Genomic DNA, 24,783 nt, shown 5'->3' on the forward strand with positions numbered 1-24,783 from the left:
TCTGAAGTACCCATGCCGACCTCATCCCGGGGCTAGCCCAGAGCCATCCCATGGCTAGCTCAGCGACCTCGTGGGAGCGGGCTTGCCCCGCGATGCTCAGCTTGCATCAACGCCGTGTCCCTTCGTAGTTATCCAGCGTATCGCGTGCAATCTCCCGTCCCAGCGCGATCAACTCCGGCGCCTTGTAGAACTCGAAGAACTGGCACACCCGCTTGGGCACGTTGATCAGTACATCCGGCGGATAGCCGGCGATCTTGTACTGAGCCAGCGAGGTCTGCATCACTTCAAAACTTTGGTTGATCAGGTCCAGCAACGACGCAGGTCCGACGTTGTCGATGATGAACGAGCCGGTCGCCGACTTCGGCGCGCCGCTGCTTTCCGGCGCCGCCGCCGGTTGCTGGCCTTCAGGTTCGGCCGAGTCACTGAGCCAGGGGTTGGGCGGCGCCAGGCCCTCGGCAGTGATCTCCTGTTCGATGCGGATCATCTGCTCGGCCGGCTTGCGTCGAAACGGCAGGCGCGAGCCTACCGAGTTGATCAAGGAATCAAAGCGTTTCTTGAACGCTGCTGGGCGCTCGATTACGGGCAGTTGATACTGCTTCTGGTTGGTGGCGTTGAGGTTGACCGCGATGATCAGGTCGCAGTGGCTGGACACCACTGGCACGATCGGTAACGGGTTGAGGATGCCGCCGTCCACCAGCATGCGATTGCCTTGCACCACGGGTGTGAACAGACTGGGGATCGCCGCCGAAGCGCGCATGGCCTGATGCAGGCAACCTTCCTGGAACCAGATTTCCTGTTGGTTGGTCAGGTCGGTGGCTACCGCGGTATAGGGGATGCGCAGCTGCTCGATGTTGATCTCGCCCACGATCTTGCGGATCTGGCCAAACACCTTATCGCCGCGAATGGCGCCAAGGCGAAAGCTCACGTCGACCAAGCGCAATACATCCAAGTAATCCAGGCTTTCGATCCAGTGTCGGTATTCGTCGAGCTTGCCAGCGGCGTAGATGCCACCGACCACGGCGCCCATGGAGCAGCCGGCGATGCAGGCGATGTCATAGCCGCGTCGCTCGATTTCTTCGATCACACCAATGTGGGCATAGCCCCGTGCACCACCTGATCCCAGCACCAACGCGACACGTTTGCTCATAGAATTCCCCCGCAGCTGTGCAACCATGGTCCAACAATGCACCCATTGCACCCTGTGCTTCAATGGACGCCGCGCTGAGCTACGCTGAACAGGGCACTTTTCCCTAGCCTGAGCGTCGAACGGCCACTGACTTTTTCACCTTTGGAGTATTACCGATGAAAGCCTGGATCTGCCTTCCACTGATCGCCCTGGCCCTGGCTGGCTGCGCGGGCAAGACGGCCTACCGTGACAGCTGCGCGACCCAGCTGGATGCCGCCTGGAAGGAGCTTGACCTGGCCAAGGCCGAAGGCTTTGCCGGGACTGTCAGCTACTCCAAGGCGTTATCGCTGCTGACCGGTGCCAAGACCCAGCAGCAGTTCGAAGGGTTCGAGGGCTGCACCAAGAAAGCCGAGAAGGCGCGTTTCTACATCCGTGAGTCGCGCGCGGGTCGTTGACCAAGGAGCCTTGAATGTCTGCCATGCTCGATCATGTCGTCGCGCAACTATTGACCTTGCAGGTACGCCTGCTGGCCTGCCGCGAGCGCTTGGCAGGCGATGTCGACAGCGAGGCGCTGCATGACCTGCGCACCACCACCCGGCGCTTGCGCAGCCTGCTCAGGCCGTTGCGCGGCCTGCCAGGGGTCGAGCAGCTGGAAGATGCCGCTGGGGCCCTGGGTGATCTGACTACGCCACTGCGCGACCGTGAGGTGCTGGCCGATCAGTTGCTCAAGCGCGGTTACCAGCAGGCCGGTCAAGCGCGTTTACAGGGCAGGGCGCGCACCTTCGCCAGCGTGGCCGGGAGTGCTCAGCTCACGCGCATGCTGGCGATTGTCGATGCCTTCCCGCTGTTTCTACGTGCGGCCGATCGGGAAGGGCTCGCCAGTGGGCTCAAGCGGCGTATCGACAAACGCCTGACCAAGCAATGGCGCAAGCTGGAACAGGGGCTGAAGGATCCGGCCCATGACCGCCATCGGCTGCGGCTGCTGATTAAACGGGTGCGCTATGGCGACGAAGCCTACCCGCAACTCGATCACGCTGGGCGCAAGCTGCAGCGGTTGCTCAAGCGCGCCCAGGGCGACCTGGGCGACTGGCATGACCGCGTTCAGTGGCTGTCGCAGGTGCCGACGCATGCCGATCTTGCGTCGTGCAAGGCAGCCTGGGAACAAGAGCTGCAGCAGGCTGAGCAGCAGTCTGATGTCACCCTGCAGAAGCTGCAGGATGCCTTGGCGCGACGATAGCCCGCGGGAATGGCCGATATGCGGGCTGCTGTGTGCAGGTTCGCTGGCTAACATCGGGGTTTTCCTGCAAAAGCCGAGGGCATCATGAATTTCACCCAATTGCTGACTGCAGTGCGCGAGCACCCCGAATCGGTGTGCGTGCCCGCCAACTGGGCTCAGGGGCGGGCAGCGTTTGGCGGTCTGATGGCCGCGCTGGTGTACCAAGCCATGCGCTTGAAGCTGACCGACGAGCGCCTGGTTCGCTCCCTGGCCATCACCTTCGTCGGGCCTGCTGCGCCTGATGTGCCGATCAGTTTCGAGGTCGAGGTGCTGCGTGAGGGCAAGGCCGTCAGCACCCTGCTTGGCCGTGCGGTGCAAGACGGCCAGGTGGTGACGCTGGTGCAGGGGAGTTTCGGTGCGGGACGGGCCTCAGAGGTCGAGGTGACGGCGCTGCCCGCCGTAGAGATGAAAACGCTCGAGCAGAGCGCGCCCGAGCTGCCTTATATCAAGGGCATCACACCGGAGTTCATGCGCCACGTAGCGCTGCGCTGGGCTATCGGCGGGTTGCCTTTTACCGGCAACGCTTCGCGGCAAATGGGCGGTTGGGTGCGCCTGCGCGATGTTGAACAGGGGCCGGTCAACGAATCGCACCTGCTGGCCCTGGTGGACGCCTGGCCGCCTAGCTTGATGCCGTTTCTCAAGCGGCCCGCTGCGGGCAGCACGTTGACCTGGACCATCGAGTTCGTCCAGCCGACACCGACCCTGTCGACCCTCGACTGGTGCCGCTATTGCGTCGAGACCGAACACGCCAAGGATGGCTACGGCCACGCCTCGGCTGCGCTGTGGACCGCCGAGGGTGAGTTACTGGCGTTAAGCCGGCAAACGGTCACGGTGTTCGCTTAACGCCGGTGCTTGTGCCGTTCGCGCCAGGCCCGCCACCAGGCGCCGCTCAAGAGGAAGCGGGGAAAGGTGATGAATTGCTCGGTGAGCAGGCGCTGCACGGCGTCCTTGCGATTGGCGAAAGGCTCTGGCTGCTCGGCTTCCAGGCGATGCCCTTGGCGTTGTAGCCCAAGCCCGGCGATCAGAGCGATGATGCCGACAGCGATCTGCCCCAGATCCAGGCCGAACAGCCCGGACAGCACCAGCAAGGCGCCGAGGATGAACAGCGGCACGGCAATCAGGTGCAGTACCAGGTTGGCCGGGTGGCGATGATTGTGGTGGTAGCCGCGCCATTGCCAGGCGGGCAGGTTGGGCAGGCGTTTGCTCATGGACAATTCCTCAGGGTCATGTCCAAAGCTTAGTGCGGCCCCCGCGAGGGGGCCAATCGAGGCTGGCTATGATGACTATAGCTTGAGCTGGCCAATGGCCTTGCTGAGCTCTCCGGCGAGGGTCGCCAGTTCGCTGCTGGTGGTCGCCGAGCCGACCGTCTGCTGCACGGTTTGCTCGGTCACGTCGCGAATGCTCACCACTGCCCGATTCATCTCCTCGGCGACTTGGCTCTGTTGCTCGGCGGCCACCGCGATCTGGGTATTGCTCTCACGCATCTGGGCTACGGCGCTGGTGATTTCCGCCAGCGACTCGCCAGCCTCCTGGGCCTGCTTGACGCAGTCGTCGGCCTTGTACGAGCTCTCCTGCATGAACTCTACCGCATCCCGCGTGCCCGATTGCAACGCAGCGACCATGCCGGTGATTTCATCGGTGGAGGTTTGCACGCGCTTGGCCAGGTTGCGCACCTCGTCGGCGACCACCGCGAAGCCGCGACCGAGGTCGCCCGCCCGCGCGGCTTCAATCGCAGCATTGAGCGCCAGCAGATTGGTCTGCTCGGCAATACTGTGAATCACCCCAACCACGCCATTGATCTTCTGGCTGTCTTCGGCCAACTGGCGGATCATTTCGGCGGTCTGTTGCACGCCGCTGGACAGGCCGGAAATCGAATCCTGCACCCGGCTGACCACAACCTGGCCGCTGCCTGCCAGACTATCGGCGGTTTGCGAGAGGTCACGAGTGGCGCCGGCGTGCTGGGCGATATGATGCACGGTGGCCGACATCTCGTTGATCGCTGTCGCCGCCTGATCGGTCTCGCTCTGTTGGCCGATCATGCCGTGGCGCACCTCGTTCATGCTCGCCGCCAGGCGCGCCGCGCCGGAGTCGAGCTGCGCAGCGGTGCGGGCGACAGTGCTGACCACCCGGTGATAGGTCGACTGCATGGCATTGAAGGCGCCGGCCATCTGCCCGACCTCGTCGCCACAAGCCAGTGGCACCCGCGCCGACAGGTCGCCAGTCTTCTCCACATGCAGCATCACATCCTTGAGGGTGTTGAGCTGGCTGAGCAGGAAGCGAATCAACAATTGCGAGGCACAGAGCATCGCCAGCATCAGGATGGCGACGCACACCGCATAGTTGCCGAAACGGTCGAAGAACACCTGGCGCAGGCTCGGTGACTGGGCCAGTACCGCCAGCTGCTGATCGCCCTGGCGTACAACCTGGGCGCCGCGCAGTGGATTGTCGCCAAGGATCCACGCGCTGGGCAGCTCGACCCAGCCTTGGGCATCCTTGGGCAGCAGCAGGGGTTCGCCGGCAACGCTCGGTGTTTGCCCTGGCTGCCAGCTGATCACGTTGCTTTGCTTGGGCAGTTGCTGTGCGCTGGGCCAGGCTGCCAGCAGCTGCGCCTGGGCTTGCGCTTGCGCGCGTGCGCCCTCGGCCCGGGCCTGTTGCTCCAGATGCACGGCATACAGCACCAGCAACAGGGTTGTGACGAAGGCCACCGCATTGACGGCCCAGAACTTGTACTTCAGGGAAATATTGCTAAGCCAGGCACCCATCGTAGGTCTTCTCTGAGTTGAGCGGAAACAGTATTGGCAAGGTGCCATCATTGTGTCCGAGCGGCTCAGTATGGGTCTTGATGTGCGTCAAGAAAGCTCAGGGGGAATCAGTCATTTGCGCGGTGCTCTTTTCGCGGGCAAGCCCGCTGCCACAGGGTCAGCGCAGGATGTGAAGTCAGAGCTTAATCTGGGAGCGGGCTTGCCTGCGAAAACAACGACTCGATTTCAAGGCAAATCGAAGAACTGCCGGGCGCATTCGCTGGTATGCCGAGCCGTATGCTCAGGCGTTTCGCCCCGATGCAAGGCCACTTCGTGTAGTACCTGGGGCAAGAACGCCGGTTCGTTGCGGCCATTTTTTGGTTTGGGCCGCAAGCTGCGTGGCAACAGATAGGGCGCGTCACTTTCCAGCATCAGTCGCCCTTGGGCAATATTGCCCACCAGCGGATGCAGATGAGTACCGCGGCGCTCATCGCAGATCCAGCCGGTGATGCCGATGTGCAGGTCCATGTCCAGATAGGCGAACAGCGCCTCACGCTCACCGGTGAAACAATGCACCACGGCGGCCGGCAGGTGATCGCGATAGTCCTTGAGAATGGCCAGCAGGCGCTCGCTGGCGTCACGCTCATGCAGGAATACCGGCAGCTGCAGTTCAGCGGCCAGGCTCAGTTGCGCCTCCAGGGCTTTTTCCTGCAGCGGGCGAGGGGAGAAGTCGCGGTTGAAGTCCAGGCCGCATTCGCCCACGGCCTTGACCCGAGGTTGTTCGAGCAACTGGCGCAAGCGACGCTCACTGGCGCCATCCCAGCTCTTGGCGTCGTGCGGGTGGACACCTGCGGTCGAGAACAGCCGCTGCCCTTGCTCATCGAGTTGCTGGCACAGTTCCAGGGCCTGTTCGCTGACCGCAAGGCTGGTGCCGGTTACCACCATTTGCACCACGCCCGCTTGCACGGCCCGTTCGACGATATCCGCCTGTTGGTCGTGGAAGCTGCTGTTGGTCAGGTTGACGCCAATATCGATCAGTTGCATGGTGCTACCTCGTGCCGCGGGCCGGCCAGCATAGCAAAAACCGGGAATTTCAGGAAAAAGCCAAGAACTTCAAGCTGTTGCCATGGTCTTCTAGCGTCATTTGTCACGGATGCACCGGCCTTGATGGTTTCAGCCCACAGCCCTCGGACACGTTTTCGCATGCAGCGACCCTTGCTGACCCTACTGCTGATGATTGGCTTGCTCCTGCCTGGGGCGGCCAACGCACGCTTGCCAGGGCCGCAGCAGACTGCAACCAGCAATCAGCCTCGTGATTTGGCCCAGGTACGCGCGACCAAGGTGCTGCGGGTGCTGGTCAATCAGAGCCGCAATAGCTCTGGCGAGGTCAAGGGCGAGCCGGTCGGTATCGAATATCACCGGCTCAGGGCGCTGGAGCACTACCTCAATGGCCGCGAAAGGGAAGGGCAGCTGATCCAGGTCAAACTGATTCCGCGGGCCAAGGAGCAGTTACTCGGCGCCTTGGCCCGAGGTGAAGGTGATCTCGCCGCTCCCGGCGAACTACTCGATCCGGGCCTGGTGCGCGGTGTCAGCACCAGCGCGCCGGTGCTCGACCAGGTGCCATTGCTGCTGGTCGGGCGCAAGGGCGAACGCAGTTTCAGCCGGGTCGAGCAGCTGTCCGGGCGGACCATCGCGCTGACCACCGCCAGTGCTGCCGGAGCGCTGATCCAGGACATCAACGAGCAGTTGGCGCTGCGCAAACGCGCGCCGATCAAGATCGAGTGGGTCGATCCGACCTTGGCCATCGAGGACGTGTTGGAGATGGTCCAGGCCGGCATCTATCACCTGACAGTGGTGGAGCGGCCCATTGCCCAGCGCTGGGCGCGCGTGATGCCGCGGCTGCGTGTAGACACTCGCTTGAAGCTCGGCGAACCCCAGGCCATGCGTTGGTATGTCGGTCGCGATGCGCATCTGTTGCTGGCCACGGTCGACCGCTTCCTGGCGGGTTACCGCGCCCCAGACAACCAGGACGCCGCGTTCGAGCGCATTTATCGGCGTCAGTACCGGGTGCACAACCCATTGGCGCGCAAAGACCGCCAGCAATTGCAGACGCTGCGGGCGGTGATGCAAAAGCATGGGCAGGCGCAACAGATCGACTGGCTCAACCTGGCTGCGCTGGCGTTCAAGGAGTCCACCCTCAATCCCGCCGCACGAGGTATGGGCGGCGCTCATGGATTGATGCAGATCACGCCGTCGGCCGCGCAACGGGTCGGGGTCAGTAACACCACCACCGTCGATGGCAATGTCCAGGCCAGCGCCCGCTACCTGGCGTTGATCCGGCGCAAGTTCTTCGCCAGCCCCAAGCTTAACGAGCGCGAGCGCATGGCGTTCATCCTGGCGGCTTACAACCTGGGCCCGGAGCGGGTGCAGGCGATGCGTGCCGAAGCGCGTCGGCGCGGGCTCAATGGCAACCAGTGGTTCTTCCAGACCGAACGCATCGCCATGGAGCAGGTGGGCATGGGGCCGGTCAATTTCGTCAACAGCGTCAACAAGTACTTCCTGGCCTTCAATCGTGAGCGGGCTGCGCTAGAACGTGTGGCAAAGCGTTAACAAATCGAAATATCCGATATTAATCACGCATATTATGCGATTTTACTATTGATTAATTTGATTAAGATGGCGCCCATCCCAACACAACATTGCGTGCCCTAAGGAAGACTTGAAATGAACTCCAACACCCTCAACTCGCTGTTCGTCACCCGTGCTGGCGCTGGCTTGAGCGTTATACGCATCCTGGTCGGTCTGATCTTCATGGCCCACGGCGCACAGAAATTGTTCGGCCTGTTCGGTGGCTACGGCCTGGAAGGCACCGGGCAGTGGATGGAAAGCATCGGCCTGGCCCCGGGTTACCTGATGGCCCTATTGTCGGGTAGCGCCGAGTTCTTCGGTGGTCTGGCACTGCTGATTGGCCTGCTGGTGCGCCCAGCTGCCCTGGCACTGACGGTGACCCTGGTGGTGGCGATCTTCTCGGTGCACATCGGCAACGGCCTGTTCATGTCCAACAACGGCTACGAGTTCGCCCTGGCGCTGATGGCAGGCACCGTGGAAGTGCTGATCGAAGGTGCCGGTCGCTTCTCCCTGGACCGCCTGATCGCCCGCTGACACAACGCTGTAAAGCGCATCCCTCAAGCTGCGAGTAAAGTCTACTTGCAGCTTGTCGTTTCACTCTCTAGGATACCGCTTGCGCCGATTTAAACAGCTACTTGCGGGGCGCAGGAGAGGCCCCCAGCCGGGTCATCCGAAATACCGCTAAAGCGCTGGTTCGGTGACGCCTCCCACCGCTGCCCAGCGGGATTTGCGAGGCGGAGAAATACTCCATGAGTTGTCCACGTACCAGTGTCTGCCTGACCCCCCTGCCTGCCAGCCAGGCTTCTCGCACACCGCGCATCCTGCTCGGTGGCCAGCATCAGCCTACCTTGTTGCGTCACCTTGATGGTTTCTCGCGACGCAAGGGCCAAGCCCGCGCTTTCCTCATCCAGTTCGCTGAAACCTGCGGCTTGCTCGAACAGTACGGCAGCGATCGCTTTGACCTCGCGGTGATCCAGTCGCCGGCAGCCGAAGACGCAGCCGAGGTTATCGGCCATCTCACCCGCATCGCCCGCCAAGGCCTGATTACCCGTCGTTGAGTAGCATGTCAGCGCCGGGCATTTTTGGTTAAGCTCGGCCTCACTACGTCGGCACGCACAGGCGTTGAGGAGAATGCCGTTTGAGCACCAACATCATCACCACCGAAGGTCATCAGGCGCTCAAGCAAGAGCTCGACCATCTGTGGCGGGTCTACCGGCCGGAAATTACCCAGAAGGTTGCCTGGGCAGCGTCGCTGGGCGATCGCAGTGAAAACGCCGATTACCAGTACAACAAGAAGCTCTTGCGCGAGATTGATCGTCGCGTGCGTTACCTGCGCAAGCGTCTTGAAGATGTCAAAGTGGTTGCCTATTCCCCGGAACAGGAAGGCAAAGTGTTCTTTGGCGCTTGGGTGGAAATCGAAAACGATGACGGCGAGACCCTGAAGTTTCGCATCGTCGGTTATGACGAGATCTATGGGCGCAACGACTACATTTCGATCGATTCCCCTATGGCCCGCGCGTTGCTCAAGAAGGAGGAGGGTGACGAGGTGGTGGTCAAGACGCCGACGGGGGATGCTATCTGGTATGTCAATAGCATCAGTTATCCGGTTGTGCAGGCGGATGCCTGAATAACTGAAGTTTCCAAGACTGGGGCCGCAAAGCAGCCCCCGTTCACATTTGCGTTGGGCTCAAGTGTCGCGCAAAACCGCCAAAGGGCTGGCATTGAGCGCACGCCGGGTGCCAAACACCCCAGCACCCGCCACCAGCAATGCACCCACCAGCGGTAATGCCAGCAGCCATGGATGCGGACTCCACGGCAGGTCGAACGCATAGCGATACAGCGCCCAGCTGATCAGCTCGCAACCCAGCGCCGCCAGCACGCCGCTGGCCGCCCCCAGCAAGCCGAACTCGATGCGCCGGGTCCTGACCAGCAAGGGCCTGGGCGCACCCAGCGCGCGCAGCAAGGCGCCTTGGTGAATGCGCTCATCCAAGGTTGCCTGCAGCCCGGCGAACAGCACTGCCAGGCCCGCCGCCAACACGAACAACAGCACATACTCCACCGCCAAGGTCACCTGCGCCAGGATGCTGCGCAACTGCTCGAGCAGCGCGTCGACCTGAAGAATGGTCGCGGCCGGGAACGCGCGGGACAGGGCGACCACTTCCTGATCGTGACCCGCTGCCAAGTAGAAGCTGGTCAGGTAGGTGGTGGGCAAGCCCTGCAGGGTGCCGGGTTGGAAAATCATGTAGAAGTTGGGCTGGAAACTGTCCCAGTGCACCGAGCGCAAGCTGCTGACCCGTGCCTGGCGTTGCTGACCACCGATATCGAAATTGAGCAGGTCGCCCAGCTTCAGATGCAGGCTGGCAGCAAGCTCCGCTTCTACTGAAACACCAGGGATGCCATCGCTTGCTGGGGTGGGCTGCCACCAATCACCTGAGGTCAAGGCATTGCCCTGGGGCAGCTCGGCGGCCCAGGTCAGGCTGAGATCGCGTTGCACGGCGCGTTCACCGGTGGACTCCTTGCTCACCAGCTGGCGCACTGGCTCGTCGTTGATGTGCGTCAGCCGACCCGGGATCACCGGATACAACGGCGCCGAAGTGGCGTTGACCTCGCGTAAGTGCTGGATAAAAGCATCGCGCTCATCCGGCAGGATGTTCAAGGCGAAGTGATTGGGGGCATCTTTGGGCAGTTGCGCTTGCCAGGTATCCAACAGCTCGGCGCGCAGCAATGCGACCAGGCCCATGGCCAGTAGGATGAGGCCAAACGCCAGCGCTTGGCCGGCTGCCGCCAGCGGGTGACGCAGCAATTGGCCTAGCCCCAGCCGCCAAGTCAGGGGCGCGCCCGCCAGTAACCGGCGCAGGCTGCGCAAGCCGAGCAGGAGCAAGCCACCCAGTAGCAGCGCAGCGATCAGCCCGCCGCCGAGCAGGGCAAAGGTCAGCAGCAGATCCAGGCTCAGGCGCCACATGATCAGGCCCAGGGCAAATAGGGCAGCGCCATACACCAGCCAGCTGCTGGGCGGTACCGGCAGCAGGTCGCGGCGCAACACCCGCAGCGGCGGCACGCGGCCCAGTGCCGCCAACGGCGGCAGGGCGAAACCTGCGAGGGCGACCAGGCCCGTGCCGATGCCAGCCAGCGCCGGGGTGATGCCACCGGGTGGAATGACGCTGGGCATCAACCCGTGCAGTAAACGGAACAGGCCCAGCTGTGCCAGCCAGCCGACCAGAGCCCCGACCACTGCTGCCACCAGGCCTAGCGCTGCCAGTTGCACGCAGTACAGGCCCAGGGCCTGGCGGCGAGACAAGCCCAGGCAGCGCAGCAGGGCGCTGGCGTTCAGGCGCCGGGCCGCGTAGCGGCTGGCCGAGAGCGCCACGGCAACGCCTGCCAATAGCACCGCCACCAGGCTGGCCATGTTCAAGTAGCGCTCAGCCTTGCCCAGCGCGCCGCCGATTTGCCGGTTGCCATCGCGGGTATCGAGCAGGCGCTGGTTGGCGGCCAGATCCTTGTCGATGGCCTGGCGATACTGGCTCAACGTTTGCGGCTCGCCTCGCCATAGCTCGCGATAGCTGACCCGGCTGCCTGGCTGGATCACGCCGGTGCTTTGCAGGTCGTCGAGGTTCATCAGCACCCGCGGGGTGAGGCTGTAGAAGTTGTTGGCGCGGTCTGGTTCGTAGGTCAATACGCGGGTCATGCGCAAGCTCTTCATGCCGACATCGATGCTATCGCCTATCGACAAACCCAGCGCCGCCAGCAAACGTGGCTCGACCCAGACCTCACCGGCTGCTGGGCCGCCCCCGGGCGCCTCCTGCGCATAGGGCGCTGCGGCGCTGCGTAGTTTTCCCCGCAGCGGGTAGGCAGTGTCGGCGGCCTTGATGCTGGAGAGCTGGATGCCGCTATCGCCCCCGACCACGCTGGTAAATTCCACCACCTGTGCATGGCGAAAGCCCAGCGCCGTGCCGGCGTCGATCTGCTCCTGGCGAGCTGGCGAGCTGCCCTGCAGGACCAGATCTGCGCCGAGAAACTCGCTGGCGCGCAGCTGCATGGCGCCATTCAGGCGTGCGCCGAAATAGCCGATGGCGGTGCTGGCCGCCACGGCCACCAGCAGGGCGAAGAACAGCACGCGTACTTCACTGGCACGGGCGTCGCGCCAGAGCTGGCGCAGGGCCAAGGCGCACAGGCGCAGAAACGGCAATCGAGTCATCACGGCTCCAGGGGCGCCACCAGGCGCCCAGCGTCCAGGCGGATCAGGCGCCGGCAGCGCTTGGCCAGGCGTTCGTCATGGGTGACCAGAACCAAGGTGGTGCCGCGCTCCTTGTTCAGTTCGAACAACAGGTCGCTGATGCGCTCGCCGGTGTGGCTGTCCAGGTTGCCGGTAGGCTCGTCGGCGAACAGCACCGCTGGCTGCGCGGCGAACGCTCGGGCAATCGCCACCCGTTGCTGCTCACCGCCTGACAGCTGGAGCGGGGTATGGGTCAGGCGTTTGCCCAGGCCAACCCGTTCGAGCAGGCTGCGCGCATGCTCGCGGGCATCGCGGCGGCCATCGAGCTCCAGCGGCAGCATGACGTTTTCCAGTGCATTGAGGCTGTCGAGCAATTGGAACGACTGGAACACGAAGCCGACATGCTCGGCGCGCACCCGCGCCCGTTGATCTTCATCCAGCGGCCCCAGGTCGTGACCGGCGAGGATCACCGTGCCGGCGCTAGGGCGGTCCAGGCCTGCGAGCAAGCCCAGCAGGGTCGATTTGCCCGAGCCCGAAGCGCCGACGATGGCCAGGCTGTCGCCCTGGTTCAGATCGAGGGAGAGTGCGTGGAGGATGGTCAGGTCGCCTTCCGCGCTGGGAACCACTTTGCTAAGGTGCTGCGCAACGAGAATGCTTGGGCCCATGGAGAATCCGATGCGAGTGTGGTGGTTGAGTGCCGGTCTGGCCCTGTATTGCCTGGCCCAGAGCGCGGCGGCGGGAACACTGCTGGTCGTCGGCGATAGTATCAGCGCCGGTTTTGGCCTGGATACCCGCCAGGGGTGGGTTTCCCTGTTGCAGCAACGGCTGCAGCAGGAAGGCTCCAGCGATCAGGTGGTCAATGCCTCGATCAGTGGTGACACCAGTGCAGGTGGCCAGGCGCGGCTGCCGGCGCTGCTTGCAGAGCATAAGCCGAGCCTGGTGATCATCGAGCTGGGCGGCAACGATGGGCTGCGTGGACAGCCGCCAGAGCAATTGCAACAAAATCTTGCTTCGATGATAGACCGCTCCCAGGCGGCAGGGGCCAAGGTGGTCCTGTTGGGCATGCGCCTGCCGCCCAATTACGGGGTGCGCTATACCACTGCCTTTGCCCAGGTCTATGAGCAGTTGGCGACACAGAAAAAAGTGCCATGGGTGCCGTTTTTCCTCGAGGGGGTTGGCGGTGTGCCGCAGATGATGCAGGCCGATGGCATTCACCCAGCCCAGGGCGCCCAGCAGCAACTGCTGGAAAATGCCTGGCCGGTGATAAAACCCTTGCTGTGACGCTTTTAACGGGGGCTGCTTTCGGATAATGTTGCGCCCCCCGTTTCGAGACCCCCCAATGCCGCGCCCTGCCTGGTCCCTGTATGCCTATCAACTGATCGAGCCCGATGAGCAGCTCGACCTGTTCGCGTGTCAGGAAGTCCGCGTCCATCTGGTAGCCCGCCAACTTGAGCTGGGCGCGCCGGTCGACCGCACCCTATGCGGCGGTCTGCTGCCTGCGCAGCCACGGTGGTCGATGGTGCCGCGCGCGATCAATCGCGACAGCCGCCTGTGCACGCTGTGCAAGGCGATCTTAGATGCCCAGCGCCGTGGCACTCGACCGGTATGGCCGCAACTCTAGATGGCAAGTGTCGGCCGGAACTAAGACTGCCTTTCATCATCTGAAACGCATGCAACTGCCCGATGCCTCCCGCTTGTGCCGGGGCGGGTGTACAATCGATCCTCTTGACCCACCTTTCGAAGGATTTACCGGATGTTGCCGCGCTTTCCCGCCGTCACCCGTAGCCTGTCCCTGGCCGCCCTGCTGGTAGCGGGCCCTGCCTGCGCGCTGGAGCTGCCACTGCCGCCACCCGGTGAGGACGTCGTCGGCCAGGTCCAGACGATCAAGGCCAAGTACGAAGACACCTTCGCTGACATCGGCACCGCCAATGATCTGGGCTATCTGGAGATGATCGCCGCCAACCCGGGCGTCGATCCATGGTTGCCCGGCGCCGGTACCGAAATCATCCTGCCGACCCGCTACGTGCTGCCTCCGGGGCCACGCGAAGGCATCGTCATCAACCTGGCTGAATACCGTCTGTACTACTTCCCGAAAGGGCAGAACGTAGTGCATACCTTCCCGCTGGGCATCGGCCGTGAAGGCTGGGGCTCGCCGATTGCCAATACCAAGATTACCGCCAAGACGCCGAACCCGACCTGGACGCCGCCCGCTTCGATCCGCGCCGAGCATGCCGCCGATGGCGACATCTTGCCGACCGTAGTGCCCGCTGGCCCGGACAACCCGCTGGGGCCGTTCAAGTTCACCCTGGGTGTACCTGGGTACCTGATCCACGGTTCCAACAAGAAGTTCGGTATTGGTATGCGCACCAGCCATGGTTGCTTCCGCATGCTCAACAATAACGTCCTGGAACTTTCCAAGATGGTCCCGGTAGGTACGCCGGTGCGCATCATCAACGAGCCGTACAAGTTCGGTATCAGTGCCGGCAAGGTCTACCTCGAGGCGCATACACCGCTGGATGATCATGGCGATCCGTCGGTGGTCGACAAGCACACTGCAGTTATCAATGCCTTGCTCAAGCGTGAAGACCTGGCCAATAACCTGCGGATGAACTGGGACATGGTGCGCGACGTGGTTGCCGCTGAAGATGGCATGCCGGTGGAAATTGCCGTTCCCGTCACCGGTGGTGCGGCACCGATGGTCTCGAGCATTCCGCCTGAACTTCAGTAAGTCGTAAGTCGCTGCGGCGCGATCAGGGCCTGCCTTAGTGCAGGCCTTTTTCGTTTTTGCCGCAGGCGTTTTCATCGGCAATAAAAAAGCCGACCCACAAGTGGGTCGGCTTCATAACAATCCGTGAGGATTATTACTTGCGGCTGGCTTTGTCCAGCATACGCAGAGCGCGCTCGTTGGCTTCGTCAGCGGTTTGCTGAGCCTTCTGAGCGGCAGCCAGAGCGTCGTCAGCCTTACGGTAGGCTTCATCGGCACGGGCTTGGGCGCGAGCTGCTGCGTCTTCGGTAGCAGTCAGGCGAGCTTCGGTTTCTTTGGAGACGCTGCTGCAACCGGTAGCCAGAACTGCGGCCAGAGCCAGAGCAGAGAATTTCAGAACGTTGTTCATCGTGTTCCCCTTCAAGGACTTTCTATTAAATAGCCATCTCTCGGAAAAGAGAAACTGGCCGGCGTACATAGTACCCATTACTTGTAGTAAGTAAACTGACTGAGCGCAAGAACTGCAAAAAAAATGTGCACTGCTGGGTCGCTGACACCTTTGTAGCGCTTTTGTGAACAACCTGTTCAGGGTTCGCAAGCGATTGTACTAGCGGAACTTTTTGTTGAACTAAAGGTGACTTGTACTGTCCTTGTGCGTCTTAGCAGTACAACATCCGCGTGCTGTTGCGAGTCCACCGTCAGGTCCGCTCAACTGGGTTTAACGGCGAATTTTTGCCGTCTGCCACCTTGAGCATTCCTGCTGGCGGCGCCTACTATTTGTGGGTGCCCAGGGTACAGAACGACCCAGTCACCTTGCTGTCCAAGGGGGCATGAGGGGGCGTAGAAGATTCCGCGCCGGATACATCATCGGTTAAGGTAAAGGTCTGCCGAGAAGACCTGCGAGGAGTAGTGATGAGCGAAGCGCTGACCATCCACCATGACCAGGCCGGTCATCAGTTCGAGACCAACGTGGACGGTCATCGTGCCTACCTGACGTACATGGACCTGGGCAAGCAGACGCTGGATATCTATCGCACCTTCGTGCCCAACGCCCTGCGCGGCCGCGGCATTGCCGCAGCGCTGACCGAACAGGCCCTGCAGTACGCCGACCAGATGGGCTACACGGTCATCCCGTCGTGCTCGTACGTCGAGCGCTACATGGAGCGCCAGCAGCGCCATTCCAGCAAAGCCTGACGTTCGGGGCTGATCGACGCACACAAAAACGCCGGGCAATGCCCGGCGTTCTTGTGTCTGGCCTCAGCCGCGTTGGCGTTTGGGCAGAACGTCCTTGAGCTTGTCGCGCATGCTGCGCACGGACTTTTCGGTGGCGGCCCAATCGATACAGGCGTCGGTGACCGATACGCCGTATTGCAGATCGGCAAGATCCTTGGGAATCGACTGACAGCCCCAGTTCAAGTGGCTCTCGACCATCAGGCCGATGATCGACTGGTTGCCTTCGAGGATCTGGTTGGCGACGTTGTCCATCACCAGCGGCTGCAGGGCCGGGTCCTTGTTGGAATTGGCGTGGCTGCAGTCGACCATGATGTTGGCCTTGATCTTGGCCTTGGCCAGGTCTTGCTCGCACAGGGCAACGCTGACCGAATCATAGTTGGGCTTGCCGTTGCCGCCGCGCAGTACCACGTGGCCATAGGCATTACCCTTGGTGGTGACGATGGACACGCCACCTTCCTGGTTGATCCCCAGGAAACGGTGTGGCTTGGACACCGACTGCAGGGCATTGATCGCCACGGTCAGGCCGCCATCGGTACCGTTCTTGAAACCGACCGCCGAGGACAGGCCCGAAGCCATCTCTCGGTGGGTCTGCGATTCGGTGGTGCGAGCGCCGATCGCCGACCAGCTGATCAGGTCCTGCAGGTACTGCGGGGAGATCGGGTCGAGTGCTTCGGTGGCGGTTGGCAGGCCCATTTCGGCCAGGTCCAGCAGCAATTGGCGACCGATGTGCAGACCGTCCTGGATCTTGAACGAGTCATCCAGGTACGGGTCGTTGATCAGGCCTTTCCAGCCGACGGTGGTACGCGGTTTTTCGAAGTACACGCGCATTACCAGGTACAGGGTGTCGGCGACTTCCGCGGCCAGTACCTTGAGGCGCTCGGCGTATTCGTGAGCGGCCTTGATGTCATGGATCGAGCAGGGGCCGATCACGACGAACAGTCGATGGTCCTTGCCGTCGAGAATGTTGCGCACCACTTCGCGGCCGGCAGTCACAGTCTGCAGGGCCTGGGCGCTGAGAGGAATTTCCTTCTTGAGCTGATCGGGGGTGATCAAGGTCTCGTTGGAGGCAACGTTTAGGTCATCGATCGGTAAATCAGCCATCGTGTTACTCGTCAGGTCACGGGTGCCGGCCGCCAGCAATCCCCGTGCGGCCCAGCAGCAGATTGTTCGCAACGGGGAGGCCGAACCTTAGCGCGTTACAGGGGGCGCGACAATGGGCTGGGCCCAGTCGGCGTGGGGTTTTTGGCCTTCGGAGGGTTTTTTGTTTCTGCGTGGTGGAAGCTACCTGTTGGCAGCGCCTGTGTGTTTGGATGTTCCGGCCTTGTCGCAGGACCAGATTTGACACTAGAAAATGCTGCTCTGACTTCAATCGCGCATTACAGTTGGGCCACATCGGCCTGACTTGTAAGCATCAGGCGAACCAGCAGCTGGATCGAAAAGGAGTAGTGCATGGAGTCTCGCAGTACGCGTATCGGGATCATCGGCAGTGGGGCCATCGGCGGGTTCTACGGGCTGATGCTGGCCCGCGCAGGCTTTGAGGTGCACTTTCTGTTGCGTAGCGAGTACGAGGCGGTGCGCGAGCAGGGGCTGAGCATGCAAAGCGCGGTGCATGGTCAAGTGCATATGCAGGTCAACGCCTATGCCTCGGCCGCCGACATGCCGTTGTGCGACTGGTTGCTGGTGGGCGCCAAGGCTACCAGTAATGCCGAGCTTGCGCCGCTGATCGTCCAGGCTGCCGCGCCTGAGGCCAGGGTGGTGCTATTGCAAAATGGCCTGGGCGTTGAAGATCAGTTGCGCCCTGCCTTGCGCCCAGATATGCACTTGCTCGGCGGCTTGTGCTTTATATGTGTCAACCGCGAGGCCCCCGGAGTGATTCGTCACCAGGCGCTGGGCGCGGTCAACCTTGGCTATCACAGCGGCCCGGCCGCAGGTGCAGCGCTGGCCATCGTCGAGGAGGGCGCCGCGCTGTTCCATGCCGCGGGGATCGACTCGCAGGCCATGGAAAACCTCGAACAGGCCCGCTGGCAGAAGCTGGTGTGGAACGTGCCCTACAACGGTCTGTCGGTACTCTTGCAAGCCAGTACCACGCCGTTGATGGCTGACGCCGACAGCAGGCTGCTAATCCAGCAACTGATGGCCGAAGTGGTGCAAGGCGCCCAGGCCTGTGGCCTGGTGCTGCCGCAGGGCTATGCCGAGCACTTGTTGCGCATTACTGAGCAAATGCCTGACTACTGGCCCAGCATGTATCACGACCACGCCCAGCAGCGCCCGCTCGAACTCCAGGCGATCTACGCCGAGCCCCTGGCGCGGGCACGCGCCGCAGGCTGCCAACTGCCGCGCATGGAAATGCTCTACCAATCGCTGGCCTTCATCGATCGACGCAATCGCCAGGCCTGACTGAGCCTCAAGGCCTGCTGGGCAGCACGCCGGACGGCGCAGCGCCCGGCTACGGCGCTGCTAAGCTGAACCTTGCTCTGCCGTGGCGGCAGTCGAGGAGGTCGAATGATTCGTTCCATGCTGTATGCCACCGACCTCGGTGTATACGCGCCTGTTGTCATGCAGCACGCCCTGGCCTTGGCGCGCACCTTCAATGCAGAGCTGTACGTGATCCACGCGGTCGAACCGATGGGCCAGTTCGCCGAATCGTTGTTGCAGAGTTATCTGGACGAACAGACCCTGGACCAGTTGCACAGCCAGGGGGTGAATACAGTGATGGCCAATATCGAGCAGAGGGTCCTGGAAAATTTTCGCGATGAGCTGGGCGAGGAAGCGGATCTGGCTGTGATCCGTGCCGTGCGCGTGCGCCAGGGCGATCCTGCGCAGGTGATCCTCGATCAGGCGCAACGGCTGAGTGTCGATCTGTTGATCTTCGGCAGCCATACCCAAGGTGCAGGGGTAGATGTGCCGATTGGTAGGACGGCAGTGCGGCTCTTGCAGCTGTCACCGGTGCCGGTCTACATGGTGCCGTTGGCGCAGCATTTGGGGCGTAGGAAAGCATGAAGATGGCAGTAGGTCATTTCCCCTTGGCGTAACAAAATAGTTCTAGATTTATTTCCAGAACCACTAATATAGTTATATATCGTCGCTGCCAGCTGCCGGTGACCTACCGCTGAACCGAGGGAAACCTATGAAGCTCCAACAACTGCGCTACATCTGGGAAGTGGCGCACCACGACCTCAACGTCTCCGCGACAGCGCAGAGCCTCTATACCTCCCAGCCGGGGATCAGCAAGCAGATCCGCCTGCTCGAGGATGAGTTGGGTGTCGAAGTCTTCGCCCGCAGCGGCAAGCACCTGACCCGCGTCACCCCGGCAGGCGAGCGCATCATCAACACCGCTGGCGAGATCCTGCGCAAGGTTGAAAGCATCAAGCAGATCGCCCAGGAATTCTCCAACGAGAAGAAGGGCACCCTGTCGATCGCCACCACCCACACCCAGGCACGCTATGCCTTGCCGCCGGTGATCAGCAGCTTCATCAAGCAGTACCCGGAAGTATCCCTGCACATGCATCAGGGCTCGCCCATGCAAATCGCCGAAATGGCGGCTGACGGCACTGTCGACTTTGCCATCGCCACTGAAGCCCTGGAGCTGTTCGGCGATCTGATCATGATGCCGTGCTACCGCTGGAACCGTTGCGTGGTGGTACCCCAGGGCCACCCACTGGCCAAGCTGCCGAAGCTGACCCTCGAAGCGCTCGCCGAATACCCGATCGTCACCTACGTGTTCGGCTTCACTGGCCGTTCCAAGTTGGACGAGGCGTTCAACCATCGTGGCCTTACGCCAAAAGTGGTGTTCACCGCCGCTGACGCTGACGTGATCAAGACCTATGTGCGCCTGGGCCTGGGTGTGGGCATCGTGGCCGGTATGGCGGTAGATGCCAAGCTTGATAGCGATCTGGTCGCCCTGGATGCCAGCGAGCTGTTCGAAGCCAGCGTGACCAAGATCGGCTTCCGTCGTGGCACCTTCCTGCGTGGTTTCATGTGCGACTTCATCGAGAAATTCGCGCCGCACCTGACCCGTGAAGTCATGGCCAAGGCTATCCAGTGCCATAACAAGCAAGAGCTTGAAGAGCTTTTCCACGGCGTCGAGTTGCCGTTCCACTGATCGACAGGCGCAAAAAAACCGGCTGATTGGCCGGTTTTTTTATGCCTGCTACAAGGTCAGGCCTTGGAGATCAGGTTGCCGGCATGCAGCCCGCATTCCTTCTGCGTGGACTCTTCCCACCACCAGCGGCCTTCGCGCTCATGCTGGTTAGGCAGCACTGGGCGGGTGCAAGGCTCGCAGCCGATACTGATGAAGCCGCGTTCATGCAGGCTGTTGTAGGGCAGCTCAAGCATGCGGATATAGCCCCACACTTCGGCGCTGGTCATCTGCGCCAGGGGGTTGAACTTGTACAACGTGCGCTCAGCGGTGGAGAACGCCGAGTCGATTTCCAGCGCGGCAACCTGGCTGCGGGTGCCAGGGCTCTGGTCGCGACGTTGGCCTGTGGCCCAGGCGCTGACGGTGGACAGCTTGCGCCGCAGCGGCTCGATCTTGCGGATGCCGCAGCATTCGCCATGGCCATCCTTGTAGAAACTGAACAGGCCCTTGTCCTTGACGAATGGATCCAGCTTGGCCCGGTCCGGGCTGAGGATCTCGATCGGCAGGTTGTACTGCTCGCGGACCTGATCGATAAAACGATAGGTCTCCGGGTGCAGACGGCCGGTATCGAGGCTGAAGACCTTGACCTGTTTATTCAGTTTCCAGGCCATATCCACCAGCACCACATCCTCGGCGCCGCTGAATGAGATCCACAGGTCGTCGCCAAAGTGTTCGAAGGCGAGCTTGAGAATGTCCTGCGGGGACTTGTTGGCGTAGGTCGCGGCCAGGGCGGCGACGTCGAAGGCTTGGCTCATCAGGCGGTTTCCATCGTGTGTATGGCGCTGTGCGCTCGTAATAGGCAGATGGTAACAAAAAATAGCGAGGCAGACGCTCTGCCATGAACTGGCGCATCCTTGAAGTAACCGGGGCTGAGTCAATCAAAAACAGCATGATCCTTAATCCCATGTCCCGTAGCATGGCCCTTTTGGACCGGTACACTTGGGCATGTCCATCTCTCCACACGCTCTCTATCAGCAGGCCTTGGAGCAGCGAGGTTTCGTTGCCGACCCCGCCCAGGCCCAGGCTGTAGCAGCCTTGCAAGCCTGCTTCGAAGCCCTGCAAAGTGCTCATCCCACCCAAGGCGTGTACCTCTGGGGTCCGGTCGGGCGTGGTAAGACCTGGTTGATGGACCAGTTCCACCGTTGCCTTGAGCTACCATCGCGGCGCCAGCATTTTCACCATTTCATGGCCTGGGTCCACCAGCGCTTGTTCCAGCTCAACGGCACCGCTGACCCCTTGTTGGCACTGGCTGCGCAGCTGGCCGGGCAGATCCGCGTACTGTGTTTCGATGAGTTGTTCGTCAATGACATCGGTGATGCGATCATTCTTGGGCGGCTCTTCAAAGCGCTGTTCGAGCACGGGGTGGTGATCGTCGCCACCTCCAACCAACCGCCGAACCAGCTCTACCACGACGGCTTCAACCGCGAGCGTTTCCTGCCGGCCATCGCCGCCATCGAACGGCACATGCAGGTGCTGCCGGTAGCCGGCGAGCAGGACCATCGCCTGCACCCAGGCGAGAGCCACCAACGCTTCTGGCTGAGCGCACCCGGTCAGCCCAGCGCGTTGCAGGCAGTATTTTCGCAATTAAGCCCAGACGATACCGGCTCGGATCAGCCCTTGCAGCTCGGTTCGCGGCAGATCCGCGTGGTGCGCCGCAGCAGCCAGGCGATCTGGTGCCGTTTCAGCGAACTGTGCGAACAGCCCCTGTCAGCCCTGGAATTCATGACCCTGTGCGACCAGTTCCCGGCGATCCTGGTAGGCGGCATCCCCGCCCTGAGCGGCGAGCAGCGGCCCGGGCGTATTGCCCGCGGCACCGAGGATGGCGCCCGTCGGGTGGAGGCAGGCGATCGCCAGTTGCCGGCACTTTCACCCAAAGATGACAGCGTGCGCCGCTTCATTGCCTTGGTCGATGAATGCTATGACCGGCGCATTGCGTTGTACCTGGAGGCCGAGGTACCGCTCGAAGCGCTCTACACTCAAGGGTATCTGGCGTTCCCGTATCAGCGGACCCTGAGCCGGCTACGGGAGATGCAACTGCAACGCTTCGCTTGAAGGAGCCGACCATGGAGCCGCTGTCGCATCATCTGCTGACCCAGGCCTATAACAATGGCTGGGCCAATCACCGGTTGTACAAAGCCTGCCTGCAACTGACCCAGGACGAGTTCGTCGCACCCCGTTGCAGCTTCTTCCCGTCGATCAAGGCCACCCTCAATCACCTGCTGACCGTGGATTGGTTCTATCTGCATGCGTTGGAGTGTGAACAGCGCGGCGAGGCGCCGGACCCGGATGGCGAGCGTTTTTTCGAGCCGGAACAGCCCTTTGCCACCTGCGCTGATCTGCATGCCGAGCAGGCCCAGGCCGACCATCGCTTGATCGCCTACTGTCGCCTGCTGCGTGACGATCAACTGCGGCGCTATGTCAGCATCGTGCGCCCTGAGCGGATGCAGCGGGAGCAGCGGCTGCGGTTGCTGGCGCATTTGTTCGAGCACCAGACTCATCACCGCGGCCAGGTGCATGGGATGCTCAGCGATACGGCTGTGCGACCGCCGCAGTTGGATGAGTTCTTCTGTGAAGAAGAGGCTCATTTGCGGGCTGATGATTTTGCCGAGCTGGGGTGGAGCGAGGTGCTGGTTTGGGGGAGGGGGTAGGCTTGTGGGATTGGGGCCGCTTTGCGGCCCATCGCAGGCTTCGCCAGCTCCTACACGGGCCGGCATAACGCCTGTAGGAGCAGGCGGAGCCTGCGATGGGCTGCGCAGCAGCCCCAACAATGCTTATCGCCCGAGCCACCCGATCAGCGCCTGGTGAAACCGCTCAGGCTCTTCGATCTGCGGCGCATGCCCCAGCCCCTGGAAGGTCACCAACTCGCCCTTGGGTATCATCTTGGCCACCTGCGGCCCCAGCTCCTGGTACTTGCCCAAGCGTGCCTTGACCTCATCGGAAGCGATATCACTGCCAATCGCCGTGCTGTCCTGATCGCCGATCAGTAACAGTGTCGGCATCTTCAAATCCTTGAACTCGTGGTACACCGGCTGGGTAAAGATCATGTCGTAGATCAGCGCCGAGTTCCACGCCACCCGCTCATGCCCCGGCCCTTTGTTCAGCCCCACCAGCATCTGTACCCAGCGCTCGTACTCAGGCTTCCAGCGCCCGGCGTAATAGGTCTTGCGCTCATAGTTACGCACCCCTTCGGCATCGAGCTTGAGCTCGCGCGCATACCATTGATCCACCGTGCGGTAGGGCACGCCAAGCGCTTTCCAATCTTCCAGGCCGATCGGGTTGACCATGGCCAGGCGCTCGACCTGCTGCGGGTACATCAGCGCGTAGCGGGTGGCGAGCATGCCGCCGGTAGAGTGGCCGAGGATGATCGCCTGCTTGACACCCAGGTGCTCAAGCAAGGCATGGGTGTTGTCTGCCAGTTGCTGGAAGCTGTACTGGTAATAGCCGGGTTTACTGGAGGTGCAGAAACCGATCTGGTCTGGGGCAATCACTCGATAGCCGGCTTGGCTGAGGGCTTGGAGGGTGGTTTCCCAGGTGGCGGCGCAGAAGTTCTTGCCATGCATCAGCACCACGCTGCGGCCATTGGCTTGGCCCTTGGCGGGTACGTCCATATAGCCCATCTGCACGTCTTGGCCCTGGGACTTGAAGTTGAAATGCTTGAGCGGGTGAGGGTAATCGAAGCCTTCGAGCTGCATACCGTAGGTGGGCGACTCGGCAGCGATGGCCGAGCTGCCCAGCAGGCAGGCGAGGGTCAGGGCGGTTGCGCGCAGCATGGGAGTACTCCGTGTAGCACCATGTAGGAAAAAGCGACTCTAACAGCCTGTTGACCGCCTGCAGCGGCAAAGGTGTTACTGGCCGTTAAACCAACCCAGGGTAATCAACGCCAACACCAGATAGCGCCCGCCCTTGGCCACCGTGACCAGCAGCAGGAAGCGCCAGAACGGCTCGCGCATGATCCCGGCGATCAGGGTCAGCGGATCACCAATCACCGGCATCCAGCTCAGCAGCAACGACCATTGCCCCCAGCGCTGGTAACGCTGTTGGGCACGCTGCAGCTGTGCGGCGCTGAACGGGAACCAGCGGCGTTCGCGCAGGTGCTCGATGGCCCGCCCCAGCAGCCAATTGACGATCGAACCCAAGACATTGCCCAGGGTTGCCACCAGCAGCAGGGTCAACCAGGCATCAGGGTCGCGCAGCAGCAGGCCGACCAGCACCGCTTCCGATTGCAGCGGCAGCAGGGTAGCGGCGCCAAAGGCGCTGAGAAACAGCGCCCACAAGCTCAACATCGACGACGTCTCAGTAGTTGGCCAGCACCTGGTCCTGGCCATCCTGGGTCAGGCCGATCACTTGGTAGGGGTCTTTGTGATCGCCCATTTCCATGCCCGGCGAGCCCATCGGCATGCCCGGCACGGCGATGCCTTTGAGGTCGCTGCGTTTACTCAGCAGGCGCACCTGCTCGGCCGGTACGTGACCTTCGACGAACTTGCCGTTGATCACCCCGGTGTGGCACGAAGCCAGCCGTGGCGCCACGCCCAGGCGCTGCTTGACCTCGCTCATGTTCGGTTCGACGTGATCGTTGACGGTGAAACCGTTGTCGCGCAGGTGGCTGATCCACAGCTTGCAGCAGCCGCAGTTGGGGTCGCGGTAGACGTCGATGACCTCAGCCGCCTGGGCCAGGCCGGTGAAGGCCAGCAGGCCCAGGGTAATCAGGTGTTTGCGCAGCATGG

28 protein-coding genes are annotated in these 24,783 nt (G+C 62.1%); 16 read left to right on the top strand and 12 right to left on the bottom strand.

Going from position 1 to position 24,783, the window contains the following annotated elements; translation table 11 throughout:
- Positions 1 to 106 precede the first annotated feature (106 nt).
- Complete coding sequence (locus tag ACF8K2_RS17625; RefSeq protein ID WP_392466415.1) at positions 107 to 1,147, bottom strand: patatin-like phospholipase family protein; 1,041 nt, start codon at positions 1,145 to 1,147, stop codon at positions 107 to 109.
- Between the two features lie 155 nt (positions 1,148 to 1,302).
- Between ACF8K2_RS17625 and ACF8K2_RS17630 the strand changes: the two genes are divergently transcribed.
- From ACF8K2_RS17630 to ACF8K2_RS17640, 3 genes are all read left to right on the top strand, one after another.
- Positions 1,303 to 1,581 (top strand): hypothetical protein, encoded by a 279-nt coding sequence (locus tag ACF8K2_RS17630; protein WP_027593946.1) that lies wholly within the window; start codon positions 1,303 to 1,305, stop codon positions 1,579 to 1,581.
- Between the two features lie 14 nt (positions 1,582 to 1,595).
- Positions 1,596 to 2,363: a CHAD domain-containing protein gene (locus tag ACF8K2_RS17635; RefSeq protein ID WP_392466420.1), complete on the top strand. Its 768-nt coding sequence runs from the start codon at positions 1,596 to 1,598 to the stop codon at positions 2,361 to 2,363.
- An 84-nt stretch (positions 2,364 to 2,447) separates the two neighbouring features.
- Positions 2,448 to 3,245 (top strand): acyl-CoA thioesterase, encoded by a 798-nt coding sequence (locus tag ACF8K2_RS17640; RefSeq protein WP_392466422.1) that lies wholly within the window; start codon positions 2,448 to 2,450, stop codon positions 3,243 to 3,245.
- Here ACF8K2_RS17640 and ACF8K2_RS17645 read toward each other — a convergent pair.
- The 3 genes from ACF8K2_RS17645 to ACF8K2_RS17655 form a co-directional block, all read right to left on the bottom strand.
- Positions 3,242 to 3,610: an Mpo1-like protein gene (locus tag ACF8K2_RS17645; RefSeq protein ID WP_186555001.1), complete on the bottom strand. Its 369-nt coding sequence runs from the start codon at positions 3,608 to 3,610 to the stop codon at positions 3,242 to 3,244. The genes ACF8K2_RS17640 and ACF8K2_RS17645 overlap by 4 nt on opposite strands.
- Positions 3,611 to 3,685: 75 nt before the next feature.
- On the bottom strand, positions 3,686 to 5,164 hold the full coding sequence (locus ACF8K2_RS17650) for a methyl-accepting chemotaxis protein (RefSeq protein WP_186555000.1): 1,479 nt from the start codon (positions 5,162 to 5,164) through the stop codon (positions 3,686 to 3,688).
- Between the two features lie 225 nt (positions 5,165 to 5,389).
- Positions 5,390 to 6,187: a TatD family hydrolase gene (locus ACF8K2_RS17655; protein ID WP_392466426.1), complete on the bottom strand. Its 798-nt coding sequence runs from the start codon at positions 6,185 to 6,187 to the stop codon at positions 5,390 to 5,392.
- A 159-nt stretch (positions 6,188 to 6,346) separates the two neighbouring features.
- Here ACF8K2_RS17655 and ACF8K2_RS17660 point away from each other — a divergent pair, with 159 nt between their 5' ends.
- From ACF8K2_RS17660 to greB, 4 genes are all read left to right on the top strand, one after another.
- The gene (locus ACF8K2_RS17660; protein WP_392466430.1) at positions 6,347 to 7,753 is read left to right on the top strand and encodes a transglycosylase SLT domain-containing protein; all 1,407 of its coding nucleotides are present in this window, start codon (positions 6,347 to 6,349) and stop codon (positions 7,751 to 7,753) included.
- A gap of 114 nt (positions 7,754 to 7,867) precedes the next feature.
- The gene (locus ACF8K2_RS17665; RefSeq protein WP_392466433.1) at positions 7,868 to 8,305 is read left to right on the top strand and encodes a DoxX family protein; all 438 of its coding nucleotides are present in this window, start codon (positions 7,868 to 7,870) and stop codon (positions 8,303 to 8,305) included.
- 215 nt (positions 8,306 to 8,520) lie between these two features.
- The gene (locus ACF8K2_RS17670) at positions 8,521 to 8,829 is read left to right on the top strand and encodes a hypothetical protein (protein ID WP_186554996.1); all 309 of its coding nucleotides are present in this window, start codon (positions 8,521 to 8,523) and stop codon (positions 8,827 to 8,829) included.
- Between the two features lie 80 nt (positions 8,830 to 8,909).
- Entirely contained in the window at positions 8,910 to 9,398 is a 489-nt protein-coding gene (greB, locus tag ACF8K2_RS17675) for a transcription elongation factor GreB (protein WP_392466435.1), read from the top strand.
- Between the two features lie 60 nt (positions 9,399 to 9,458).
- On the opposite strand, the gene ACF8K2_RS17680 is transcribed toward greB, so the two are convergent.
- Together ACF8K2_RS17680 and ACF8K2_RS17685 are read right to left on the bottom strand one after the other, a co-directional pair.
- Positions 9,459 to 11,966 (bottom strand): ABC transporter permease, encoded by a 2,508-nt coding sequence (locus ACF8K2_RS17680; RefSeq protein WP_392466437.1) that lies wholly within the window; start codon positions 11,964 to 11,966, stop codon positions 9,459 to 9,461.
- On the bottom strand, positions 11,966 to 12,649 hold the full coding sequence (locus tag ACF8K2_RS17685; RefSeq protein ID WP_392466439.1) for an ABC transporter ATP-binding protein: 684 nt from the start codon (positions 12,647 to 12,649) through the stop codon (positions 11,966 to 11,968). Before ACF8K2_RS17685 ends, ACF8K2_RS17680 begins: the two co-directional genes overlap by 1 nt.
- Before the next feature lie 10 nt (positions 12,650 to 12,659).
- On the opposite strand from ACF8K2_RS17685, the gene ACF8K2_RS17690 reads away from it, so the two are divergent.
- From ACF8K2_RS17690 to ACF8K2_RS17700, 3 genes are all read left to right on the top strand, one after another.
- Positions 12,660 to 13,265 carry an arylesterase gene (locus tag ACF8K2_RS17690; RefSeq protein ID WP_186554992.1) on the top strand — a complete coding sequence of 202 codons (606 nt, stop codon included), beginning with the start codon at positions 12,660 to 12,662 and terminating at the stop codon, positions 13,263 to 13,265.
- Between the two features lie 58 nt (positions 13,266 to 13,323).
- A complete protein-coding gene (locus ACF8K2_RS17695) occupies positions 13,324 to 13,605 on the top strand; it encodes a hypothetical protein (RefSeq protein WP_186554991.1) in 282 nt (93 codons plus the stop codon).
- Between the two features lie 132 nt (positions 13,606 to 13,737).
- Positions 13,738 to 14,712, top strand: a complete 975-nt coding sequence (locus ACF8K2_RS17700) for a L,D-transpeptidase family protein (protein WP_186554990.1) — start codon at positions 13,738 to 13,740, stop codon at positions 14,710 to 14,712.
- 133 nt (positions 14,713 to 14,845) lie between these two features.
- Here the strand turns inward: ACF8K2_RS17700 and oprI are convergent, their stop codons facing one another.
- Complete coding sequence (gene oprI, locus ACF8K2_RS17705; protein WP_003259780.1) at positions 14,846 to 15,097, bottom strand: outer membrane lipoprotei OprI; 252 nt, start codon at positions 15,095 to 15,097, stop codon at positions 14,846 to 14,848.
- A 503-nt stretch (positions 15,098 to 15,600) separates the two neighbouring features.
- Between oprI and ACF8K2_RS17710 the strand changes: the two genes are divergently transcribed.
- Positions 15,601 to 15,882: a GNAT family N-acetyltransferase gene (locus tag ACF8K2_RS17710; RefSeq protein ID WP_186554989.1), complete on the top strand. Its 282-nt coding sequence runs from the start codon at positions 15,601 to 15,603 to the stop codon at positions 15,880 to 15,882.
- Positions 15,883 to 15,945: 63 nt separating this feature from the next.
- Here ACF8K2_RS17710 and ACF8K2_RS17715 read toward each other — a convergent pair whose 3' ends face one another.
- A complete protein-coding gene (locus ACF8K2_RS17715; RefSeq protein ID WP_186554988.1) occupies positions 15,946 to 17,022 on the bottom strand; it encodes a 3-deoxy-7-phosphoheptulonate synthase in 1,077 nt (358 codons plus the stop codon).
- 348 nt (positions 17,023 to 17,370) lie between these two features.
- Here ACF8K2_RS17715 and ACF8K2_RS17720 point away from each other — a divergent pair, with 348 nt between their 5' ends.
- From ACF8K2_RS17720 to cysB, 3 genes are all read left to right on the top strand, one after another.
- Positions 17,371 to 18,318, top strand: coding sequence for a putative 2-dehydropantoate 2-reductase (locus tag ACF8K2_RS17720; RefSeq protein ID WP_392466451.1), 948 nt, complete (start codon positions 17,371 to 17,373; stop codon positions 18,316 to 18,318).
- 105 nt (positions 18,319 to 18,423) lie between these two features.
- Entirely contained in the window at positions 18,424 to 18,921 is a 498-nt protein-coding gene (locus tag ACF8K2_RS17725; protein WP_186554986.1) for a universal stress protein, read from the top strand.
- A gap of 127 nt (positions 18,922 to 19,048) precedes the next feature.
- Positions 19,049 to 20,023 (top strand): HTH-type transcriptional regulator CysB, encoded by a 975-nt coding sequence (gene cysB / locus ACF8K2_RS17730; RefSeq protein ID WP_186554985.1) that lies wholly within the window; start codon positions 19,049 to 19,051, stop codon positions 20,021 to 20,023.
- A 56-nt stretch (positions 20,024 to 20,079) separates the two neighbouring features.
- Here the strand turns inward: cysB and ACF8K2_RS17735 are convergent, their stop codons facing one another.
- On the bottom strand, positions 20,080 to 20,814 hold the full coding sequence (locus tag ACF8K2_RS17735; protein WP_186554984.1) for a phosphoadenylyl-sulfate reductase: 735 nt from the start codon (positions 20,812 to 20,814) through the stop codon (positions 20,080 to 20,082).
- 190 nt (positions 20,815 to 21,004) lie between these two features.
- On the opposite strand from ACF8K2_RS17735, the gene zapE reads away from it, so the two are divergent.
- A complete protein-coding gene (zapE, locus tag ACF8K2_RS17740; protein WP_392466455.1) occupies positions 21,005 to 22,111 on the top strand; it encodes a cell division protein ZapE in 1,107 nt (368 codons plus the stop codon).
- An 11-nt stretch (positions 22,112 to 22,122) separates the two neighbouring features.
- Entirely contained in the window at positions 22,123 to 22,707 is a 585-nt protein-coding gene (locus ACF8K2_RS17745) for a DinB family protein (protein WP_392466456.1), read from the top strand.
- A gap of 123 nt (positions 22,708 to 22,830) precedes the next feature.
- Here ACF8K2_RS17745 and ACF8K2_RS17750 read toward each other — a convergent pair whose 3' ends face one another.
- From ACF8K2_RS17750 to ACF8K2_RS17760, 3 genes are all read right to left on the bottom strand, one after another.
- A complete protein-coding gene (locus tag ACF8K2_RS17750) occupies positions 22,831 to 23,829 on the bottom strand; it encodes an alpha/beta fold hydrolase (protein WP_392466458.1) in 999 nt (332 codons plus the stop codon).
- A 75-nt stretch (positions 23,830 to 23,904) separates the two neighbouring features.
- On the bottom strand, positions 23,905 to 24,342 hold the full coding sequence (locus tag ACF8K2_RS17755; RefSeq protein ID WP_368972016.1) for a YqaA family protein: 438 nt from the start codon (positions 24,340 to 24,342) through the stop codon (positions 23,905 to 23,907).
- A 10-nt stretch (positions 24,343 to 24,352) separates the two neighbouring features.
- Positions 24,353 to 24,781 (bottom strand): DUF411 domain-containing protein, encoded by a 429-nt coding sequence (locus ACF8K2_RS17760; RefSeq protein WP_264235843.1) that lies wholly within the window; start codon positions 24,779 to 24,781, stop codon positions 24,353 to 24,355.
- Positions 24,782 to 24,783 lie beyond the last annotated feature (2 nt).

This window comes from Pseudomonas sp. xss_2 (assembly GCF_043104195.1).
Lineage (GTDB): Bacteria > Pseudomonadota > Gammaproteobacteria > Pseudomonadales > Pseudomonadaceae > Aquipseudomonas > Aquipseudomonas urmiensis.

Bases quoted from the DNA above. Each gene is read 5' to 3' on its own strand.
- ACF8K2_RS17625 (WP_392466415.1), bottom strand. From the start codon at position 1,147: ATGAGCAAACGTGTCGCGTTGGTGCTGGGATCAGGTGGTGCACGGGGC.
- ACF8K2_RS17630 (WP_027593946.1), top strand. From the start codon at position 1,303: ATGAAAGCCTGGATCTGCCTTCCACTGATCGCCCTGGCCCTGGCTGGC.
- ACF8K2_RS17635 (WP_392466420.1), top strand. From the start codon at position 1,596: ATGTCTGCCATGCTCGATCATGTCGTCGCGCAACTATTGACCTTGCAG.
- ACF8K2_RS17640 (WP_392466422.1), top strand. From the start codon at position 2,448: ATGAATTTCACCCAATTGCTGACTGCAGTGCGCGAGCACCCCGAATCG.
- ACF8K2_RS17645 (WP_186555001.1), bottom strand. From the start codon at position 3,610: ATGAGCAAACGCCTGCCCAACCTGCCCGCCTGGCAATGGCGCGGCTAC.
- ACF8K2_RS17650 (WP_186555000.1), bottom strand. From the start codon at position 5,164: ATGGGTGCCTGGCTTAGCAATATTTCCCTGAAGTACAAGTTCTGGGCC.
- ACF8K2_RS17655 (WP_392466426.1), bottom strand. From the start codon at position 6,187: ATGCAACTGATCGATATTGGCGTCAACCTGACCAACAGCAGCTTCCAC.
- ACF8K2_RS17660 (WP_392466430.1), top strand. From the start codon at position 6,347: ATGCAGCGACCCTTGCTGACCCTACTGCTGATGATTGGCTTGCTCCTG.
- ACF8K2_RS17665 (WP_392466433.1), top strand. From the start codon at position 7,868: ATGAACTCCAACACCCTCAACTCGCTGTTCGTCACCCGTGCTGGCGCT.
- ACF8K2_RS17670 (WP_186554996.1), top strand. From the start codon at position 8,521: ATGAGTTGTCCACGTACCAGTGTCTGCCTGACCCCCCTGCCTGCCAGC.
- ACF8K2_RS17680 (WP_392466437.1), bottom strand. From the start codon at position 11,966: ATGACTCGATTGCCGTTTCTGCGCCTGTGCGCCTTGGCCCTGCGCCAG.
- ACF8K2_RS17685 (WP_392466439.1), bottom strand. From the start codon at position 12,649: ATGGGCCCAAGCATTCTCGTTGCGCAGCACCTTAGCAAAGTGGTTCCC.
- ACF8K2_RS17690 (WP_186554992.1), top strand. From the start codon at position 12,660: ATGCGAGTGTGGTGGTTGAGTGCCGGTCTGGCCCTGTATTGCCTGGCC.
- ACF8K2_RS17695 (WP_186554991.1), top strand. From the start codon at position 13,324: ATGCCGCGCCCTGCCTGGTCCCTGTATGCCTATCAACTGATCGAGCCC.
- ACF8K2_RS17700 (WP_186554990.1), top strand. From the start codon at position 13,738: ATGTTGCCGCGCTTTCCCGCCGTCACCCGTAGCCTGTCCCTGGCCGCC.
- oprI (WP_003259780.1), bottom strand. From the start codon at position 15,097: ATGAACAACGTTCTGAAATTCTCTGCTCTGGCTCTGGCCGCAGTTCTG.
- ACF8K2_RS17710 (WP_186554989.1), top strand. From the start codon at position 15,601: ATGAGCGAAGCGCTGACCATCCACCATGACCAGGCCGGTCATCAGTTC.
- ACF8K2_RS17715 (WP_186554988.1), bottom strand. From the start codon at position 17,022: ATGGCTGATTTACCGATCGATGACCTAAACGTTGCCTCCAACGAGACC.
- ACF8K2_RS17720 (WP_392466451.1), top strand. From the start codon at position 17,371: ATGGAGTCTCGCAGTACGCGTATCGGGATCATCGGCAGTGGGGCCATC.
- ACF8K2_RS17725 (WP_186554986.1), top strand. From the start codon at position 18,424: ATGATTCGTTCCATGCTGTATGCCACCGACCTCGGTGTATACGCGCCT.
- cysB (WP_186554985.1), top strand. From the start codon at position 19,049: ATGAAGCTCCAACAACTGCGCTACATCTGGGAAGTGGCGCACCACGAC.
- ACF8K2_RS17735 (WP_186554984.1), bottom strand. From the start codon at position 20,814: ATGAGCCAAGCCTTCGACGTCGCCGCCCTGGCCGCGACCTACGCCAAC.
- zapE (WP_392466455.1), top strand. From the start codon at position 21,005: ATGTCCATCTCTCCACACGCTCTCTATCAGCAGGCCTTGGAGCAGCGA.
- ACF8K2_RS17745 (WP_392466456.1), top strand. From the start codon at position 22,123: ATGGAGCCGCTGTCGCATCATCTGCTGACCCAGGCCTATAACAATGGC.
- ACF8K2_RS17750 (WP_392466458.1), bottom strand. From the start codon at position 23,829: ATGCTGCGCGCAACCGCCCTGACCCTCGCCTGCCTGCTGGGCAGCTCG.
- ACF8K2_RS17755 (WP_368972016.1), bottom strand. From the start codon at position 24,342: ATGTTGAGCTTGTGGGCGCTGTTTCTCAGCGCCTTTGGCGCCGCTACC.
- ACF8K2_RS17760 (WP_264235843.1), bottom strand. From the start codon at position 24,781: ATGCTGCGCAAACACCTGATTACCCTGGGCCTGCTGGCCTTCACCGGC.